The organism is Plantactinospora soyae, assembly GCF_014874095.1.
Classification (GTDB): Bacteria; Actinomycetota; Actinomycetes; order Mycobacteriales; family Micromonosporaceae; genus Plantactinospora; species Plantactinospora soyae.
Genome location: NZ_JADBEB010000001.1, coordinates 8649586 through 8666903 on the forward strand (window position 1 = coordinate 8649586; position 17318 = coordinate 8666903).

General features: G+C 73.1%; 15 protein-coding genes. All 15 read right to left on the minus strand.

Going from position 1 to position 17318, the window contains the following annotated elements; translation table 11 throughout:
* Positions 1-104: 104 nt before the first annotated feature.
* Positions 105-2597 carry an FtsX-like permease family protein gene (locus H4W31_RS37660; RefSeq protein WP_192770956.1) on the minus strand — a complete coding sequence of 831 codons (2493 nt, stop codon included), beginning with the start codon at positions 2595-2597 and terminating at the stop codon, positions 105-107.
* Positions 2591-3325, minus strand: a complete 735-nt coding sequence (locus H4W31_RS37665) for an ABC transporter ATP-binding protein (RefSeq protein WP_225945891.1) — start codon at positions 3323-3325, stop codon at positions 2591-2593. The genes H4W31_RS37660 and H4W31_RS37665 overlap by 7 nt, the downstream gene beginning before the upstream one ends.
* A gap of 108 nt (positions 3326-3433) precedes the next feature.
* Positions 3434-4948, minus strand: coding sequence for a condensation domain-containing protein (locus tag H4W31_RS37670; protein ID WP_192770958.1), 1515 nt, complete (start codon positions 4946-4948; stop codon positions 3434-3436).
* Positions 4945-5214, minus strand: coding sequence for an acyl carrier protein (locus H4W31_RS37675; RefSeq protein WP_192770959.1), 270 nt, complete (start codon positions 5212-5214; stop codon positions 4945-4947). Before H4W31_RS37675 ends, H4W31_RS37670 begins: the two co-directional genes overlap by 4 nt.
* 27 nt (positions 5215-5241) lie before the next feature.
* Positions 5242-7041: an acyl-CoA dehydrogenase gene (locus H4W31_RS37680; RefSeq protein WP_192770960.1), complete on the minus strand. Its 1800-nt coding sequence runs from the start codon at positions 7039-7041 to the stop codon at positions 5242-5244.
* On the minus strand, positions 7038-8897 hold the full coding sequence (locus H4W31_RS37685; protein ID WP_192770961.1) for an acyl-CoA dehydrogenase family protein: 1860 nt from the start codon (positions 8895-8897) through the stop codon (positions 7038-7040). The genes H4W31_RS37680 and H4W31_RS37685 overlap by 4 nt, the downstream gene beginning before the upstream one ends.
* 5 nt (positions 8898-8902) lie before the next feature.
* Complete coding sequence (locus tag H4W31_RS37690; RefSeq protein ID WP_192770962.1) at positions 8903-10720, minus strand: fatty acyl-AMP ligase; 1818 nt, start codon at positions 10718-10720, stop codon at positions 8903-8905.
* Positions 10721-10815: 95 nt separating this feature from the next.
* On the minus strand, positions 10816-11508 hold the full coding sequence (locus H4W31_RS37695; RefSeq protein WP_192770963.1) for a 2-hydroxychromene-2-carboxylate isomerase: 693 nt from the start codon (positions 11506-11508) through the stop codon (positions 10816-10818).
* A 30-nt stretch (positions 11509-11538) separates the two neighbouring features.
* Positions 11539-12285 (minus strand): 3-oxoacyl-[acyl-carrier-protein] reductase, encoded by a 747-nt coding sequence (gene fabG, locus H4W31_RS37700; RefSeq protein WP_192770964.1) that lies wholly within the window; start codon positions 12283-12285, stop codon positions 11539-11541.
* An 8-nt stretch (positions 12286-12293) separates the two neighbouring features.
* Positions 12294-12788, minus strand: coding sequence for a hotdog family protein (locus H4W31_RS37705; RefSeq protein WP_192770965.1), 495 nt, complete (start codon positions 12786-12788; stop codon positions 12294-12296).
* Positions 12788-13168, minus strand: coding sequence for a 3-hydroxyacyl-ACP dehydratase FabZ family protein (locus tag H4W31_RS37710; RefSeq protein ID WP_192770966.1), 381 nt, complete (start codon positions 13166-13168; stop codon positions 12788-12790). The genes H4W31_RS37705 and H4W31_RS37710 overlap by 1 nt, the downstream gene beginning before the upstream one ends.
* Entirely contained in the window at positions 13165-13428 is a 264-nt protein-coding gene (locus tag H4W31_RS37715) for an acyl carrier protein (protein ID WP_192770967.1), read from the minus strand. The genes H4W31_RS37710 and H4W31_RS37715 overlap by 4 nt, the downstream gene beginning before the upstream one ends.
* Positions 13421-14887 carry an acetyl-CoA carboxylase biotin carboxylase subunit gene (locus H4W31_RS37720; RefSeq protein WP_192770968.1) on the minus strand — a complete coding sequence of 489 codons (1467 nt, stop codon included), beginning with the start codon at positions 14885-14887 and terminating at the stop codon, positions 13421-13423. Before H4W31_RS37720 ends, H4W31_RS37715 begins: the two co-directional genes overlap by 8 nt.
* Positions 14888-14897: 10 nt before the next feature.
* Positions 14898-15533, minus strand: a complete 636-nt coding sequence (locus H4W31_RS37725) for an acetyl-CoA carboxylase biotin carboxyl carrier protein (protein ID WP_192770969.1) — start codon at positions 15531-15533, stop codon at positions 14898-14900.
* The gene (accD, locus tag H4W31_RS37730) at positions 15526-17316 is read right to left on the minus strand and encodes an acetyl-CoA carboxylase, carboxyltransferase subunit beta (RefSeq protein WP_192770970.1); all 1791 of its coding nucleotides are present in this window, start codon (positions 17314-17316) and stop codon (positions 15526-15528) included. Before accD ends, H4W31_RS37725 begins: the two co-directional genes overlap by 8 nt.
* Positions 17317-17318: the final 2 nt, after the last annotated feature.

The window sequence follows — 17318 nt, forward strand, 5'->3', positions numbered from 1 at the left end:
GGCTATACCTGCCCCATACCGAAGCTATCTTCGAAAGGAAACGGGCCCCGCCACGCCCGAAATCGGGAGAAGCGGGGCCCGGGAAACCGGTCCGGAGTGGACGCCTATTCGCGTACGCCGGCCAGCTCGACGGCACGGGACCGGAACGCGAGCCGGACCGGCACCACCGCGCCCAGTACGGCCAGCACGGCGCTGACGGCGGTGATCAGTGCCACCGTCCCCCACGGCACGGTGACCGGGGTGGCCCCCACCAGCTGCCCGAGGGCGAGCCGAAGTCCCGCCAGGTTCACCGCCGAGGCACCGACCGCCAGCAGTACGCCGACGCCGACCACCAGCAGCGACTCGCCCGCGAAGACCCGCAGCACCTGTCTCGGCGTGGCCCCGGCCAGGCGCAGGATGGCCAGGTCGCGCAGCCGGTCCGAGGTCGCCATCACCAGGGTGTTGACGATCGCGATGAAGCAGAAGACGATCGCGATGCCGAGCACCAGGAGCATGCCGAGGGCGGTGGTCTCGCTGTTCTCGGAACTCTCCTCGCCCAGCCAGTTCTCGGCCGGGACGGCCCGGGCCCCTCCTCCGGCGGTGGCGCTGTCCAGGGCGGCCCGGACGGTCGCCGGATCGGTGCCGGGTTGCAGCGACACGTACACCCGCCGGGCGAGGCCGGTGAAGGCGTACCGGGCGGTGCCGGCGTACCGGGTGCTCAGGTAGGCGACGTCGTTGCTGCCGGAGGTGGTGGAGAGCACCGCCACCACCCGCAGCGGCACGGTCGTGCCGTCGGCCATGAACACCTCGACGGTCTCGCCGACCCCGACTCCCCAGTCCTCGTTGACGATGATGGTGTCGTCGCGCAGTTCCGCCGCCGAACCCTCCTCCACGGGCAGGGTCAGGGTGCGGGACAGCGCCGCCGGATCCACCGTCTGGGCCTCGTAGTCGGCCAACCTCGCGTCGTCCCTGGCGTACACCATGGTCGGCAGCGCGGCGACCACGTCGACGCCGGGGATCGCCCGGACCCGCTCGGTCACCGCCTCGTTGACCCCGGGAGTGCCGTCCGGGGTGACCACGAAGTCCGCGGTGACCTGGTTGCGCCGGCCGGAGTCCTTGGCCCGGTCGATCGTGGCGGCGGCGCCGAGCAGCGAGATGGAGAGGCCGACGGTGAGCAGCACCGGCGCGGCCGTGGCGGCGGTCCGGCGTACGGCGGTCAGCGCGCCCTCCCGGACCAGCATCCCGGCGGCGCCGCCGAACCGGCCGAGCGGCCAGGTGATGAGCCGGGCGATCGGCTTGACCACCACCGGCGCCAGCAGCGCGAAGGCGAGGATCGGGAACATCAGCACCCCGATGTACCGGGTCGGCACCATCACCATCCCCGGGTTCACCGCCGCCACCCAGCCGATGGTGACGAGCCCGAAGGCCAGCGCCAGCAGCCCGTAGAGCCACCGGCCCGAGGTCATCGTGCGGGTGTCCACCGCGGCGTCCCGGAGCGCCTCGATCGGGCGTACGTCGCCGGCCCGGCGGGACGCCGCCCAGACCCCGGCCAGCGCCACACCCAGTCCCATGCAGAACGCGATCAGCAGCGGCACCCAGACGGCCGGTCCCGTGCCGACCTCGACGGTGAACCAGGACGGCGCCAGCCCGAGGTCGACCATCCAGCCGGCCAGCAGCGGTGCCGTGCCCAGTCCCAGCGCGCAGCCGGCGACCGCCGAGGCGATGCCGACCACCGTCGCCTCGCTGACCACCATCCGCCGCACCTGCCGGGGGGTCGCGCCGACCGTCCGCAGCAGCGCGATCTCCCGACGCCGTTGCGCCACCGCGAAGGCGAAGGTCGAGGCGACCAGGAAGATCGAGACGAAGCCGGCCACCACCGCCGTGATCGGCAGCAGGGTACGGGTGTTGTCGATCGCCTCCCGGTCGGCGTTGTAGCTCGGGTCCAGCACGTTGCGCCGGTCCCCGGTGAGCACCTCGGCGTTCCCGCCGACCGCCGACCGGATCGCCTCGGGCGCCCCGTACGCCACCAGCGCCTCCACCCGGGGGGAGAGCCGTGCCGCCTCCGCCTCGGTGAAGAAGACTGCCGACTCGAATCCGACCGGGGCGGTCACCCCGGCCACGGTGTACTCCTTCGGACCGGCGGTGGTGAAGACGGTGACCCGTTCGCCCGGCGCGGACCCACCGGCCGGTACCACCACCTCGGTGTCCGCCTCCGGACCGCGCCCGGCGGCGAGGCCGTACGCGGCGAACTGGGCGGTGGACCAGCCGTGCCCCACCTGGTCGGTCTCGCCACCGGCGAGCTGTGCGTAGAAGGAGCGGACCGGCACGGTCCGGCCCAGCGCGCCGACCTGCGCGGCGAGCCCGTCCGAGATGCCCCGGGCCTGGATCAGCGAGCGGCTGCCCGGGTCGTGCCGGGCCGGGTCCCACTCCGGGTCGAGCGCGGCGACCACCACCGGGGCGGTGGCGAACCGCTGTGGCGCGCGCTCCGGCAGGCCCAGGGTGGCACCGATCTCCAGCCCCATCGCGGCGATCATCCCGGCGCCCAGGGTCAGCGCCACGAACGTACCGACGAACGCGGCCCAGCGGACCCGGATCGTCTGCAGCGCGATGGTCAGCACGCGCTGACCTCCATGCGCGTCATCCGGGCCGCGATCGCCTCCGCCGTCGGGTTGACCAGTTCGCCGGCCAGCACCCCGTCGGCGAGGAACACCACCCGGTCCGCCTTCGCGGCGGTCACCGGGTCGTGGGTCACCATCACGATGGTCTGGCCGTGCTGGTCGACGAGCCCACGCAGCAGCGCCAGCACCTCCCGGCTGGTGCTGGTGTCCAGCGCCCCGGTCGGCTCGTCCGCGAAGAGCACCGCCGGCTTCGTCACCAGGGCCCGGGCGATCGCGACCCGCTGCTGCTGGCCGCCGGAGAGTTCCGCCGGCCGGTGCCGGCCGCGGTTGCCGAGGCCCACCTCGGCGAGGACGGCCGCGACCTCGGTCCGGCCCGGCTTGCGCCCGGCCAGCCGCAGCGGCAGCGCCACGTTCTGCTCGGCGGTCAGCGACGGCAGCAGGTTGAAGGCCTGGAAGACGAAGCCGATCTTGTCCCGCCGGAGCAGGGTCAGCGCCGTCTCGCTCAGCCCGGTCAGATCGGTCTCCGCGATGACCACCCGACCACTCGTCGGCCGGTCCAGACCCGCCGCACACTGCAAGAGGGTGGACTTGCCCGATCCGGACGGGCCCATGATGGCGGTGAAGCTACCGGCCCGGAAGTCGAGTGAGACCTCCGTCAGGGCCGTCACCGCGTTCTGGCCCGAACCATAGGTCTTGCTCAGCGACTCCAGCCGCACAGCCTGCTCCATAGCGAGCATCCAATCACTGAATGTTAGATCGACACATTAGATACCACCCTGAGAACCCCCGGACCATTGACCCTGAGCTGTCCCGGGTTTTCCCGGAATCCACCCGAATCACTGTCCGGGACGTACACCGCCGGTACCCAACGCGAGCAGCATTTCCAGTTGCGCGCTGTCGACAAGGGAAACCCGGTCGATCCGACGCGCCGGGTCGACGGTGGCCGCCTCCAGCAGCCGCCGGTAGTGCCCGGTGAGCCGCTCGATCGTCGCAGCATCGAACAAATCCGTGTTGTACCGGAAGGCGCCGGTGAGTGAACCGTCGCTCTGCCGCAGCTCCACCGAGAGGTCGAACTGTCCCTCCAACTGGGGCACGTCCAGCGCCGCGAGCCGCAGGCCGGCGTACTCGATCTCCGGGCCGACGACCGCGCCCTCGGGCACCAGCGGCAGCGGCGGGTCCAGCCGGTCCGCCGCCACCATCGTGAAGGCGATCCGGAACAGCGGCGCCCGGCCCGCCCCACGGCTCGCCCCGACCATCCGGTCCAGCAGCGGGAACGGGTACCCGACGTGGGCCAGGCCGGCCAGGAGTTCCCGGTGCGCTCCGGCCACGGCGTCCGCGAAGGTGGCGTCCGGGGCGAACGAGGACCGGAGCACCAGCGAGTTGACCAGGTACCCGACCACGTCCCGCAGCCCCCGACCGTGCCGGGTCGCCACCGGGCAGCCGATCGCGAAGTCGTCCTGGCCGCCGTACCGGAAGAGCATGGACTGGAAGACGCCCAGCAGGAACGCGAACGGGGTGACCCCGGCGGCCGTCGCGGTCGTCCGGACCCGGGCCGCCAGGTCGTCGGGCAGCCGCAGGTGATGGGTGGCGCCGTCGAACGTCTGCCGCTCCGGCCGGGGCCGGTCGATGGGCAGCACCCCGGCCGGTACGCCGGCGCAGCGCTCCCGCCAGTACCGCTCCAGCCGGTCCCGCTTCGGCGAGTCGAGCAGCGCCCGCTCCGCCTCGACGTAGTCCTGGTAGCCCGACCGCAGCGGCGCCCAGTCCGGCGCTCCACCGGCGACGATCCCCCGGTAGGCGGCGAGCAGGTCGCGCAGCAGCAGCCACTGCGACGTCGCGTCGCTGACGATGTGGTGGGCGGCCACGACCAGCACCGCGTCGGCGGCGGAGCGGCGCAGCAGCACGACCCGGAAGACGTCCCCGGCGCCGAGCCGGAACGGCACCGCGCCGGCCGCACCGGCGAGCCCGAGCAGCGCCTCGTCGCCGACCCCGGGCACGTCGCGGATCTCCAGCCGACCCGGGGCCTGCCCGGACGGATGCGGCATCCCGGTGCCGTCGGCGGCCGACCCGCCGGATCCGCCCGACGCGGCGAACTGCCGGGGTACGCCGTCGACCTCGGCAAAGGTCGTCTCCAGTACGACGTGCCGGGTCACCAGCGCGGCGACCGCCCGGCCCAGCGCCTCGACGTCGAGCGCGGTACGCACCCGGACCGCGAGCGTGATGTTGTACGCCGGACTCTCCGGCGCGAGCTGGTACAGGAACCAGAGCGCCTCCTGACCGACCGACAGTGCACGGCCCACGCCCGGCGCCGCAGTCCCGGTCGGCGCCGGGACCACGGCGGTCTGCTCGGTCATCCGCGCGATCCCAGTACACCGTGGAGATAGCCGGCGAGGGCGTTGACGGTCGGGTGGTCCCAGGCCATCGTCGGCTCGACCTCGATGTCGAACCGCTCCTCGACGTCCCCGCTCAGGGTCATCGCGTACACCGAGTCGAGGCCGATCTCCACCAGCGGCAGGTCGGGATCGATCTCGTCGGCGGAGCGCTGGAGGTAGAAGGCGATCCGACCCGCCAGCCAGGCACGGATCGCGGCCACGGACGTGTCTTCGATGATTCCGGACATGTTGCACTCCCCTTCGGCGGGCGGAACTCAGCCGGCGAGACGCCGATTGACGAGATCGAAGCTGCGGCCGTCGACATGACGCTCCAGCAGCTCGGCGTACAGGTGTTTCTCCAGCCCGTCCGCTGCCGTACCCGGGTCGAGGCCCAGTCGTGCGGCCAGGCGCGACAGCGCGGCGAGCAGCCACGGCGTGTCGCGCAGGAACGGATCGTCGGAGTTGTACCGCCACACGCCGAGGCAGGCGGCGGCAGCGAGCAGCACGGCGTACCGGTCGGTCAGGTCGAAGCCGCGCCGGCCGGCGATCACCGTACGGTCCCGGGGCGGCAGGTCGGCGCAGAGCCTCCGGAGCCGGCCGAGTTCGGCGGCCAGGCGCCCGCAGAGGTCGGCGACGTCCGGATCGGTGCCCGGCTCCGCGCCGTGCTCCCGGAGCGTGGCGAGCAGGCTGTCCTCCCCCCGGGCGGAGAGCCCGAGCCGGTCGAACTCCAGTGCGGGGATCGGGTCGGACAGCCGGAACAGCGCCGGTGGCGCGGGCGTGGAGCGGTGCCAGCCGTGCTGGGCCAGCCGGGGCAGCTGCGGAATGATCGTCGCCTGGCAGACCGCGGCGCTGGCGTGGGTGAGCGTCGCGGCGAGCAGGTCCCGGATGTTCTTCTGGAAGATCCCGTACGGCCCGTCCCGCAGGAAGGACCGGGCCCCGAGTACGACGGACAGGCTCTGCGTCGCCTCCTGCAACAGCTTCGGCACCAGGTACTTGACGGCCGCCGTGTAGACACTCGTCTGGGCCGGCAGCACGTGCAGGGCCCGGGCGACCACCGTCGACAGAGAGTCGCTGATCAACAGGTCGAGGAAGCCGCCGACCAGGGTGGCCCGGGCATGCGGAAGCTCCGCCACGGGCAGCCCGTACAGCCTGCGGTCGAGCCCGAACCGCAGCACCGTACGCAGTTGGGTGTCGACGATCCCGACCGCCATCCCCGGCAGCACCCCGCGGGTGACCTGGAACGCCCGCAGTACGGTCTCCATCGCGTCGCCGAGTTCCCCGATCACGGCATCGGCCGGTACCGGGCAGTCGGTGAACTCCAGCCCGCCCAGCAGCACGCCACGCACTCCGGCGGTGCGGTACCGGCGCAGGTGGCGGCGCCGCTCCGGCGGCAGCGCGGCCATGTCCAGCAGCAGGTGCGAGTGGCTGCGGCTGCCCGGCCGGTCGTCGGTGCGGGCGAACAGGGTGACCGCGTCGGCCCGGGCGAGGTTGCCGACCAGTTCCTTGCGACCGTTCACCAGGAGCCGGGTGCCGTCGGGGCGGGCCCGCAGCCGGGCCCGGGTGAAGTCGGTGCCGTGGGCCAGTTCGTTGTAGCCGGCCGAGGCCTTGCCGTGCCGGAGCAGCAGGTCCGCCATCCAGCGCCGCTGCTCCGCGCTGCCCGAGGTCCAGACCGGGGTGGCCGCGATGAACGTGGTGACCCCGTATCCGACGCCGAGGGTGGTGTCCCGGCGGAACACGGCCCGGAGCACCTGCGCCAGCCGGTCGGCCCGGTCGAACCGGCCACCGAGCGCCCGCGGTACGAACTCGGCGTTCAGCCCGTACCCGTCCAGGGCCCGTTCGCCGGCGGCGAGCAGTTCACCGCGCTCGTCGGCGGCGAGCACCGCCGGATAGCCCACCGGGTTGGTCGGGTCGTGTGGATCGCCGAGGTACGTCTCCAGGTCCGGAACCGCCGCCGCCGTGCCGGCGTCGGGGTCGGCGGCCGGCTGCCCGCCGGGGCCGCTCGTATCGGGGCCGATCGCACCGAACCCGGTGGTGTCGGGGCCGGTCGTGGCGGGGGCCGTGGGCGTCTGGGTCATCGGGTTTCCTCGGGAAGCCTCGGTGCCTCGTCGGCGAGTCGGCAGGGCAGCAGGGAGAAGAGCCGGCCCTCGCGGTGCTGGGCGCGCAGGTCCGGAAGCAGCCGGTCGTAGACGGCTCCGCCGTCGCCGTCCCCGTCGGTGCCGTCGCCGTCCCCGTCGGTGCCGTCCCCGGTCGCGCCGTCGACGCCGTCGGCGACCACGTCGTCGACGCCGTCGGTGCCGGTGCCGAGCGGCCGGAGCTGCCCGATCAGCCGGTGCAGGCAGGCCCGCAGCCAACGGGCGTCCGCCCACAGTGGCGCCGTCGGGCCGCCGACCAGCCGGTGCCGGTTGGCCAGCCACAGTTGCAGACAGGACGCCGCGGCGAAGGCGACGGCGTACCGCCCGGCCAGGTTGAACGCCTCCGCCGGCACCTGACGCGGGGACGGCCGGTAGCCGGCCATCTGCTCGTGCAGCCGGTCGACCAGTCGGCGCAGCGTCTCGGCCTGCTCGGCCACGGCGGTCGGGGCGTGGCCGGCGTCGGCGAGTACCCGGATCTCCGCGACCGCGACCGGCAACCGGGCGACGACGCTGCAACCGGTCCGGGACAGCAGGGAGAGCCGGTCCCGGTCGAAGTCGGGCAGCGGCCGGGACAGGTCGGTGGTCGCTTCCAGCCCCGGATCGACCAGCCCCCGCCGGTAGCCACGGACCAGGCCGGGGAACTGGTTCACCAGCGTGTTCAGGTTGACCAGGGTGTTCCCGTCGAAGATCCCGACGATCCGGTGGTCGCGTTCGATCTTCTGGAACAGTCCGTCGGCATGGTCGGAGGTGAGCAGGGCCCGTGCCCCGAGCACCTGGCCGAGCCGGGGAATCGTCCGATCCATCATCGTCGGCACCAGGTACTTCGCGATCGCCGAGGTGACGCTCAGCTCGCCGGGACTGGCGTGGATCCCCCGCGCGGTCACCACGCTGGTCGCCTCGCCGATCAGCAGGTCGACGTACGCCTCGGTGAGGGTCCGGTTGGCGTGCGGCAGGTCGACCAGGTAGCGGTCGTACAGCCGGTGCGTGCTGGCGAAGTCGAGGACCAACCGCAGCGCCTGGTCGGCCAGGCCCAGCGACATGGCCGCGCACATGGTCCGGGTGAGCTGGACGCTCTTCAGCACGATCTCGGGACCGGCGCCGACCGCGCCCAGCACCGCCTCGGCCGGTACGTCGGCACCGGCGAACGCGATACCGCTGATGTCCGCCCCGCGTACCCCGTGGGTCCGCTCCTTCGGCAGGCAGCTGTACGTACCGGGGGCGAGCCGCCGCTTGTCGACCAGCAGCAGGCTGAACCCCCGGGTCCCGCCGGCCGGATCGGTCCGGGCCAGTACGCAGACCAGGTCCGCCCGGCTGGCGTTGTTGATCAGCCACTTCTCGCCGTCGACCCGGTACCCGGTGTCGGTCGGGACCGCCGAGACCTCACCGGCGAGCAGGTCGCTGCCGTGCTCCCGCTCGGTCAGCGCCAACGAGATGACGCTGCCGGCGAGTACCTCGGCACCGACCCGGCGGGCCTGTTCCGGGCTGGCGCCGACCCAGGCCGAGACCGCCCCGAGGTACGTCTTGCCGTGTCCGATCGCGACGGTCAGGTCACGCCGGGCCAGGATCCGGACGGCGTGCAGCAGTTCCTCATAGCTGCGCAGCTCGCCACCGAACTCGGCCGGTACGTACCAGCGCGGCAGGCCGAGCCGGTCGAGTTCGTCGCAGATCTCGGCCGGGAACTCCTCCCGGGCGTCCAGCGCCACGCAGCGGGCGAACGAGGACGGCCGACCGGAGTCGTACGGGTCACCGAGGCCGTGGTCGAGACGCTCGGCGAGGGCGAAGGCCGGATAGCCCGACATCCCGGTCACCCCCGCCCGGCCGGCACCGGCACGGCCGACCGGTCGGTCCGGAACCGGTCCCGGAGCTCCGGATCGAGATCGGCGTACGTGGCGTCGAGCGCACCGGAGACGAAGAGTTCCCGCATCAGCGTGCGCTGGATCTTTCCGCTGGTCGTCCGCCGGACCTGACCGACCCGGACGAAGACGACGCCCGCCACCCGGACCCCGAGCACCCGGCCCAGCGTCGTCTTCACCGCACTGGCCAGCCCGGCGACCTCGGCCGCGTCCCGGCTCCGGGTCCGGAGTTCCTGGACGACGACGATCTCCTCCCGGGGCACGGGTACCGAGAACACCGCGCTGGGCAGCCCGGCGAACGCCTCGGCCACGCCCCGGACCTCCCGCTCGACGTCGTGCGGATAGAGGTTGCGGCCGTGCACGATCATCATTTCCTTGATCCGGCCGGTGACGTAGAGCTCGCCGTCGTCGAAGGTGCCGAGGTCGCCGGTGCGGAGGAAGCCGCCCTCGCCGTCCGCGGTCACCGCGTCGAAGCTGCGCCGGGTCGCCTCCGGGTCGCCCCAGTAGCCCCGGGTCACGCTGCCGCCCCGGATCCACACCTCGCCGACCCGCCCGTCCGGCAGCACACCGCCGGTGCCCGGATCGACGATCCGGACGTCGAGCGAGTTCACCCGGCCGCTGCCGACCAGGGCCAGTCCCGGCGTACCGGCCGGCGCCGGTGCGAACACGTCCCGGGCCAGCAGGTCGGGGTCGACCAGTGCGCCGACCGGGCGGCCGGTGGGCCGGGCACCGGTGACGCAGAGGGTCGCCTCGGCCAGCCCGTACGTCGGCAGGAACGCCTCGTACCGGAAGCCGGCCGGGGCGAACCGGGACGCGAACCGGTCCAGGGTGGCCGGGTCGATCGGCTCGGCCCCGTTGCAGGCGTACCGCCAGCTGGACAGGTCCAGCGCGGCGACCTGCTCGTCGGTCAGCAGCCGGGCGCAGAGGTCGTACGCGAAGTTCGGCGCGCAGGCGACCTCGGCCCGGTACCGGTCGATGGCGTCCAGCCAGAGGTGCGGGCGCTTGAGGAAGTCGTTCGGCCGGATCAGCACCGCCGTGCTGCCCAGGTAGAGCGGCGCGAGCAGCATCGCGATCAGGCCCATGTCGTGGTAGAGCGGCAGCCAGCTACAGAACCGGGTCTGCGCGGTCCAGCCGAGCGTGCGGTGCACCGAGCCGAGGTTGTGCAGCACGTTGCCGTGGGTCACCATCACGCCCTTGGGGTCGCTGGTCGAGCCCGAGGTGTACTGGAGGAACGCGATGTCGTCCGGGCGGGCCGGGTGCGCGGTCCCGGCGTCGGCGGGGTCGGCCGGACCGCCGGCATCGTCGGCACCGGTGACCGTGCCCGAGCCGGTTCCGTCGGTGGCCGCCCAGCCCAGGTCGTCGAGTCCCTCCTGGAGCATCCAGTCGGCGACGGTGCCCAGGTTCGCCGCGTCGGTGAGCACCACCGCCACGTCGGCGTCCCGGGCGATCGCGCTGGTCCGGTCGACGTGCTGCCGGAAGTTGCCCGGCAGCGGCACCGGCACCGGGATCACGCCCGCGTACAGGCAGCCCAGAAAGCTCGCCACGAAGTCGAGTCCGGTCGGATACAGCAGCAGCGCCCGGTCACCGGGCCGGCACCGCCGACCCAGCCAACCCGCCGTCGCCTCCGCCGCCCGGTCGAGTTCGGCGTACGTCAGGGACGCCTCGACCAGCCGTTCCCCTGCGCCACGACAGAACACCACGGCCTGCCGCTGCGGCGATTCCGCGACATTGTGCCGGAACGCCTCGACGATACTTCCCCACCTGGACACGCTTTTTCCCCGGCCTCTTCCCGGTACGACACCACCGTCGGATCTCCGCGGCAGACCGTACGATCGACGTCCATATTCGGGCTATATCGCCCCGGCTAGCCGCAGCCGCCGGCGTGCCCCTCGTCGGTCCGGCCGGGTGCGCCGACCGGTAGTGGCCCGGCGTCGGCGCGGACCGGCAGTGGGACCGAGGCGGCGAACGCGGGCAGCCGGTCCACGCCCCAGAACTTCTCGAATCCGTGCACGAAGAACGGCACCCCGAACACGCCGTCGCGGTAGATCGCGAGCAGCGCCTCGACGCCCTCGCGCCGAACCTCGGGGTCGTCGGAGGCCGAGGCCAGCTCGTCGGCGTCGAGCCCCAGCGCGTCCCCGATCCGGGCCACGGTGGCCCGGTCGCAGATGTTCCGACCCTCCTGCCACCGGGCCCGGTACGCGTGCGCGACGTACTCCGGTCCGGCACCGTGCCGGCAGGCCACCAGGTAGGCCAGGTGCGGTATCTCCCAGCACGGCTCGCGGTCGACCGGCCAGCTGAACTCCAGTTCCCGATCGGCCGCGAGCCGCCGCATGTCGGAGAGCACGTACAGGTGCTTGGCCCGGGACATCGCCGTGTAGACGAACTCGCCGCCCGCCTCGGCCAGCAGCCGCCGGCTCAGCTCGTCCGGTTCCCAGAACGGCACCCAGTCCAGCTCGTTCGCGAGCGTCGGGTACCGCTCGAGCAGGTCGCGGTAGGCGAGCCACGAGTACGGGCTGCGCAGGCTGAAGTAGAACCTCGGGGTGCGACGCACCGCCATGGTGGACTCCTCGGGAGTTGGGGCGGCGCGCTACAGCGCGATCCCACCGTCGACGTGGAAGACCTGGCCGGTGACGTAGGAGGCCCGGTCCGAGACGAGGAACCCGACGAGGTCGGCGGTCTCGTCCGCCCGGCCGAAGCGGCCCAGCGGGATCCGGCCCAGCATCTCCTTGCTGACCGCCGTCGGCAGTCCGGAGGTCATGTCGGTCTCGATGAAGCCCGGTGCGACCACGTTGGCCCGGATGCCGTACCGGCCCATCTCCTTGGCCATCGCCTTGGTGAAGCCGATGATCCCGGCCTTGGACGCCGAGTAGTTGGTCTGACCGGCGTTGCCGGCCACTCCGGCCACGGAGGAGAGCGTCACCACGGCCCCCCGCCGCCGTTTCATCATCGGGAACATCGCCGACCGGCAGACCGTGTACGTGCCGTCCAGATTGGTCCGGAGCACGGCGTTCCACTCGTCCTCGGCCATCAGCACCAGCGGCCGGTCCCGGGTGATCCCGGCGACGGTGACCACCGCGTCGATCGGCCCCAGTTCGTCCTCGGTGGCGGACACGAACGCCCGTACCTGGGCCAGGTCCACCACGTCGACCTGTCGGGCCAGTACCCGGGCACCCGCCTCGCGGGCGGTCTTGGCCGCCAGCTCGGCGGCCTCCACATTGGCCTGGAAGCAGAAGGCCACGTCGAAGCCGTCGGCGGCCAGCCGGTGCACCACGGCCGCGCCGATGCCCCGGGAACCGCCGCTGACCAGCGCCACGCGTCGCTCGTTGTCGGTCATCTCGCTCCTCATCCCGCTACCGGGATCGGGTCCGCCGGACGCAGCGCACTCACCGGCCGCTGTGTCTCGACGAACTGCCCGACCCGCATCACCGTCGTGTCGCCGACCACGGTCTCGCCCTCGAGAATCACCGTGTCGCCGATGACCTTGACCATCCGGACCCGGTGTTCGAGGACGTCGCCCGGGTACGCCGGGCCGCCGAAGCTGACGTCGTTGATCGCCCCGGCCAGCCCGACCATTCCCACCAGCACGTCCGGGTTGGGCCGGTCCCAGGTCGCCAGCAGCACGCCCGCCTGGGCCCACGACTCGACGATCAACGTCGCCGGGTACGCGTAGTCGCGGTCGACCGCCTTCTCGTCCAGCCCCTCGTAGCAGGGCTCGGTGCAGCTCACCGCCTTCTGCGCGGTCAGCCGCTCCCCGGGTACCAGCTCGACCACCCGGTCGAGCAGCAGGATCGGGTACCGGTGCGGCACCACCTTCCTGATCTCGGCAACCCCGATCATCAGTCCTCCTCCGGGCGGTAGCGCAGGCGCAGGTCGGCGGCGCGGCCGCGGTCGGTGGTGATCGTGGCGGCGCAGCGCAGGTCCGGACCGGACCAGGTGAGCGCCACCTCGATCCGCAGTTCGTCGCCGGGGGCGACCGGGCTCAGGAACCGGCACCGGTCCAGGGCCGCCAGCTCGGGCCGGTAGCTGCCGTGCAGCGCCGCCCGGACGGTCTGGCCCACCAGCTCGACCAGGTACACCCCGGGCAGCAGCGGGAAGCCGGGGAAGTGGCCGGCGAACACCGGATCGGCGGGGTCCACCGTCGCGGTGGCCACCGCCTGATCCGGGCCGGCGCTGACCAGGCGGACCTGGTCGGCCAGGGGTGCGCAGCGGGCTGTCACGAGCCGCCCCGCAGCTTGCCGTCGAGCAGCTGGTACGTGCTGTCCAGCGTGCTGACCGCGATCAGCTCGCTCTCCTCCATCTTGACGCCGTACCGCTTCTCCAGCCGGACGGTGATCTCCAGCGCCATCAGGGAGTCCACCTCCAGGTCGTTGACGAAGTGCGCGTCGTCGGTGACCTCGGCGATGTCGACGTCGATGGTGTCGGCGATCAGCGTCCGCAGGTCTTCCTTGTCGAGCCCCGTGGTGAGCTGGTCAGACATGACTTTCCGTCCTCTCCTCGTTACTTCGGTGGTCTTTCCGGGTCTGGTCGGTACCGGCGGTCGCGGCCGGCGCGGTCGCCGTACCCCGCCCCGCTTGGCGGTCCCGGTCGTCGGGCGGGGTGGCCAGCACGGACTCGACGACGCCGAGCTGGTAGTCGCCGGAGCGGAAGCCGGGATGGCGCAGCAGCCGGCGGTGGAACGGCACGTTCGTGGTGACGCCCGCCGACCGGTACTCGGCGAGCGCCCGGTCCAGCCGGCGCAGCGCCTCGTCCCGGGTCGCGCCGTACGCGATGATCTTGGCGAGCAGCGAGTCGTAGAAGGGCGGTACGACGTACCCGTCGAACAGGTGGCTGTCCACCCGTACGCCGGGTCCGGCCGGCATCCGGAGCCCGTGCACCCGCCCGGTGGAGCCGGCCCAGTCCCGGTCGACGTCCTCGGCGTTGATCCGCGCCTCGATGGCGTGCCCAGCCAGCCGGACGTCCGACTGAGTGAGGGCGAGCCGTTCACCGGCCGCGATCCGGATCATCCACTCGACGATGTCGATCCCGCTGCGGACCTCGGTGATCGGGTGCTCGACCTGGAGCCGGGTGTTCATCTCCATGAAGTACGCCTCGCCGTCCGGCGCCACCAGGAACTCGAAGGTGCCGGCGTTGACGTACCCGATGTCCCGGGCACCCGCGACCGCCGCCGCGCAGAGCCGCTCCCGCAGCCCCGGATCGAGGGACGGCGACGGGGACTCCTCGACGAGCTTCTGGTGCCGGCGCTGCACCGAGCAGTCCCGTTCGCCCAGATGCAGTACGGTGCCGTGGCCGTCGGCCAGGACCTGCACCTCGATGTGCCGGGCCGCCGGCAGGTACCGCTCCAGGTAGACCCGGTCGTCGGAGAAGAGCGTGCGGGCGGTGGCCCGGGTCGTCTCGTACGCCGCGGTCAGCTCCCCGGCCCCGTGCACCACCGCGATGCCGCGCCCGCCACCGCCGGCCACCGCCTTGATGATCAGTGGATAGCCGATCTCGGCGGCCACCGATGCCGCCTCGGCCAGCGAGTCGACGGTGCCGTCCGAGCCGGGCAGCACCGGCACCCCGGCGGCGCGCATCGCGGACCGGGCCGCGACCTTGTCCCCCATCAGGGCGATGTGCTCGGCCGACGGGCCGATGAAGGTGAGCCCGACGCTCCGGCAGGAGGCCGCGAAGACCGGATCCTCGGAGAGGAAGCCGCAGCCCGGATGCACCGCGTCGGCGCCGGACTTGGCCGCCGCGTACAGGATGGCGGGGATGTTGGTGTAGCTGCGGCCAACCGGGCCGGGTCCGATCTGGACGGCCTGGTCGGCGAGCTGGACCGCCAGGCTGTCCCGGTCGGCCGAGGAGTACACCACGACGCTGGCCAGACCGAGGTCCCGGCAGGCGCGGAGGATCCGGACGGCGATCTCGCCCCGGTTGCAGATCAGTACCCGCGTGACCATCGCCCGCTCCTCAGCACGGCTCGACGCTGAGCAGCGGCTGGTCGTACTCGACGACCTCGCCGTCGACGGCGTGGATCGCCCGGACGATGCCGGCCCGGTCCGCGACGACCGGATTCATCATCTTCATCGCCTCGACGATCGCGACCTGGTCACCCGCGTCGACCCGCTGGCCGAGCTGCACGAACGGCGGCTGGTCCGGGCCCGGGGCCCGGAAGAAGACGCCCATCAGCGGCGCCGGCACCGCCACCGTGCCGACCGGGTTCGCGACGGCTCCGGCGACGGCCGCGACCGCCGCACCGGGCACCGCGGCCACCGCCGCCGCACCGGAGACGGCCCCGCCGGAGACGGTGACGACCGCCTCCCGGACCGGCGCCGCCTCGGCGCCCTCGACCTCGATCCGGACGTCGGCGACCGTCACCTGGATCCGCCGGATCGCCGAGTCGCGCACCAGCTCGACCACCTCGGCGGCGGCCCGCACCGCCAGCCGCAGCGCCTCGTCGGTCACCCGACCGGCGCCACCGGCCGGATCGGGAGCGTCGACGGCCGGCCCCGGCACCGCCTCGGCGGCCGCCGGCCGGCCCCCGTCCGGCCGCGACGCGCCGTTGCCGGCTCGCGGCCGGGCCTTGTCCCGGACGATGTCAGACATGCGCGCCTTCCTTCCAGGGTTCGGCGTCCAACCGGCCGGTGCCGGTGCCAGATTCGGCGTCCAACCGGCCGGTGCCGGTGCCGCCCGGGGCCAGCACGCCGTACGAGCGCAGCCGGCGGTACCGGGCGGCCATCAGCTCGTCGGCCGGAACGGCGGCGAGTTGGCGGAGCAGTCGGCCCACCGCCGCGGCGAGCAGTGCCGACGATCGGGCCGGGTCACCGGCCGGCTCGGGCACGATCTCGTCCACGACGCCGAGCCGGTGCAGGTCGTCGGCGCGTAGCCGCAGGGCGCGGGCCGCCACCGGGGCCAGTCCGGCATCGCCGAACAGGATCGCGGCGCAGCCCTCCGGGCTGATCACCGAGAAAATGCCGTTCTCCTGGATCAGCAGCCGGTCGGCGACCGCCAGCGCCAACGCCCCACCACTGCCACCCTCGCCGGTGATGACCGCGACCACCGGGGTACGCAGTCCCGCCGCCAGGGCGAGGGTCTCGGCGATCGCGGCACTCTGGTTGCCCTCCTCGGCCGCCAGCCCGGGGTACGCCCCCGGCGTGTCCACCAGGGTCACCACCGGTACGCCCCAGCGTTCGGCGAGCCCGAACAGCCGCATCACCTTGCGGTAGCCCGCCGGATGGGGCATGCCGAAGTTGTTCGCCACGTTCTCCCGGGTGTCCCGGCCCTTGGCGTGCCCGACCACCACGACCGGGAGGCCGTCGAGTCGGGCCAGTCCGCCGACGATCGCCGGGTCGTCCCGCTCCCACCGGTCGCCGTGCAGCTCGACGAAATCGGTGAAGATCTGGTCGATGTGCTGCCGGGCGGTCGGCCGGTCGGCGGCCCGGGCCCGCGCCACCGCCGCCCAGGCGTCCGGCGCCACCGGAGCCCTCCGCTCGTCCCGGCCCGCGTCGCGCGGGCACGCCCGGGCGCCGGTACCGACCCGCGACCCCGTTCCCGGCGTACCCGCAAGGGCGCTGTCGGCGCAGAAGCCGACCAGCCGGGTCAGCACCCCGCGCAGCTCCTGGCGGCGTACGACCAGGTCGACGTGCCCGTGCTCGTGGAGGAACCGGGCGGTCTGGAAGCCGTCCGGCAACGGCTGCCGGATCGTCTGCTCGATCACCCGTGGACCCGCGAAGCCGGCCCGGGCCCCCTCCTCGGCGATGATCACGTCACCGAGGCTGGCGAAGGAGGCCGCCACCCCGCCGTACACCGGATCGGTGAGCACGCTCAGGTACGGCACACCGGCGTCCCGGAGCAGCCGGATCGCCGCCGAGGTCTTCGCCATCTGCAACAGCGACAGCACGCCCTCCTGCATCCGGGCACCCCCGGAGGCGCTGACCGCGATCAGCGGTACGGCGTGGTCCAGCGCGGTCTCCGCAGCCCGGGCGACCTTCTCCCCGACCACCGACCCCATGCTGCCGCCCAGGAACGCGAAGTCGAGGACCACCAGCGCCACCCGGTGGCCGCCGATCGTCGCCAGCCCCAGCACCGCGCCGTCGGCCCGCCCGGTCCGGGCCTGTGCCCGGGCCAGCCGCTCCGGGTACGGGATCCGGTCCGTGAACTCCAGCGGATCCGCCGGAGCGAGGTCGGCGTCGTGCTCGACGAAACTGTCCGGGTCGACCAGCAGGGCGATCCGGTCCTCGGCGCGCAGCGGCAGGTGGTGCCCGCACTCGGGGCAGGTGTGCAGGGCCCGCACCACCCGGTCGGAGTGCAGCAGTGCGGCGCAGCGCGGACAGGGGCGCCAGACGCCGTCGGGCAGCCCGTTGATCAGGTCCAGGGTCGAGGCGGTCATGC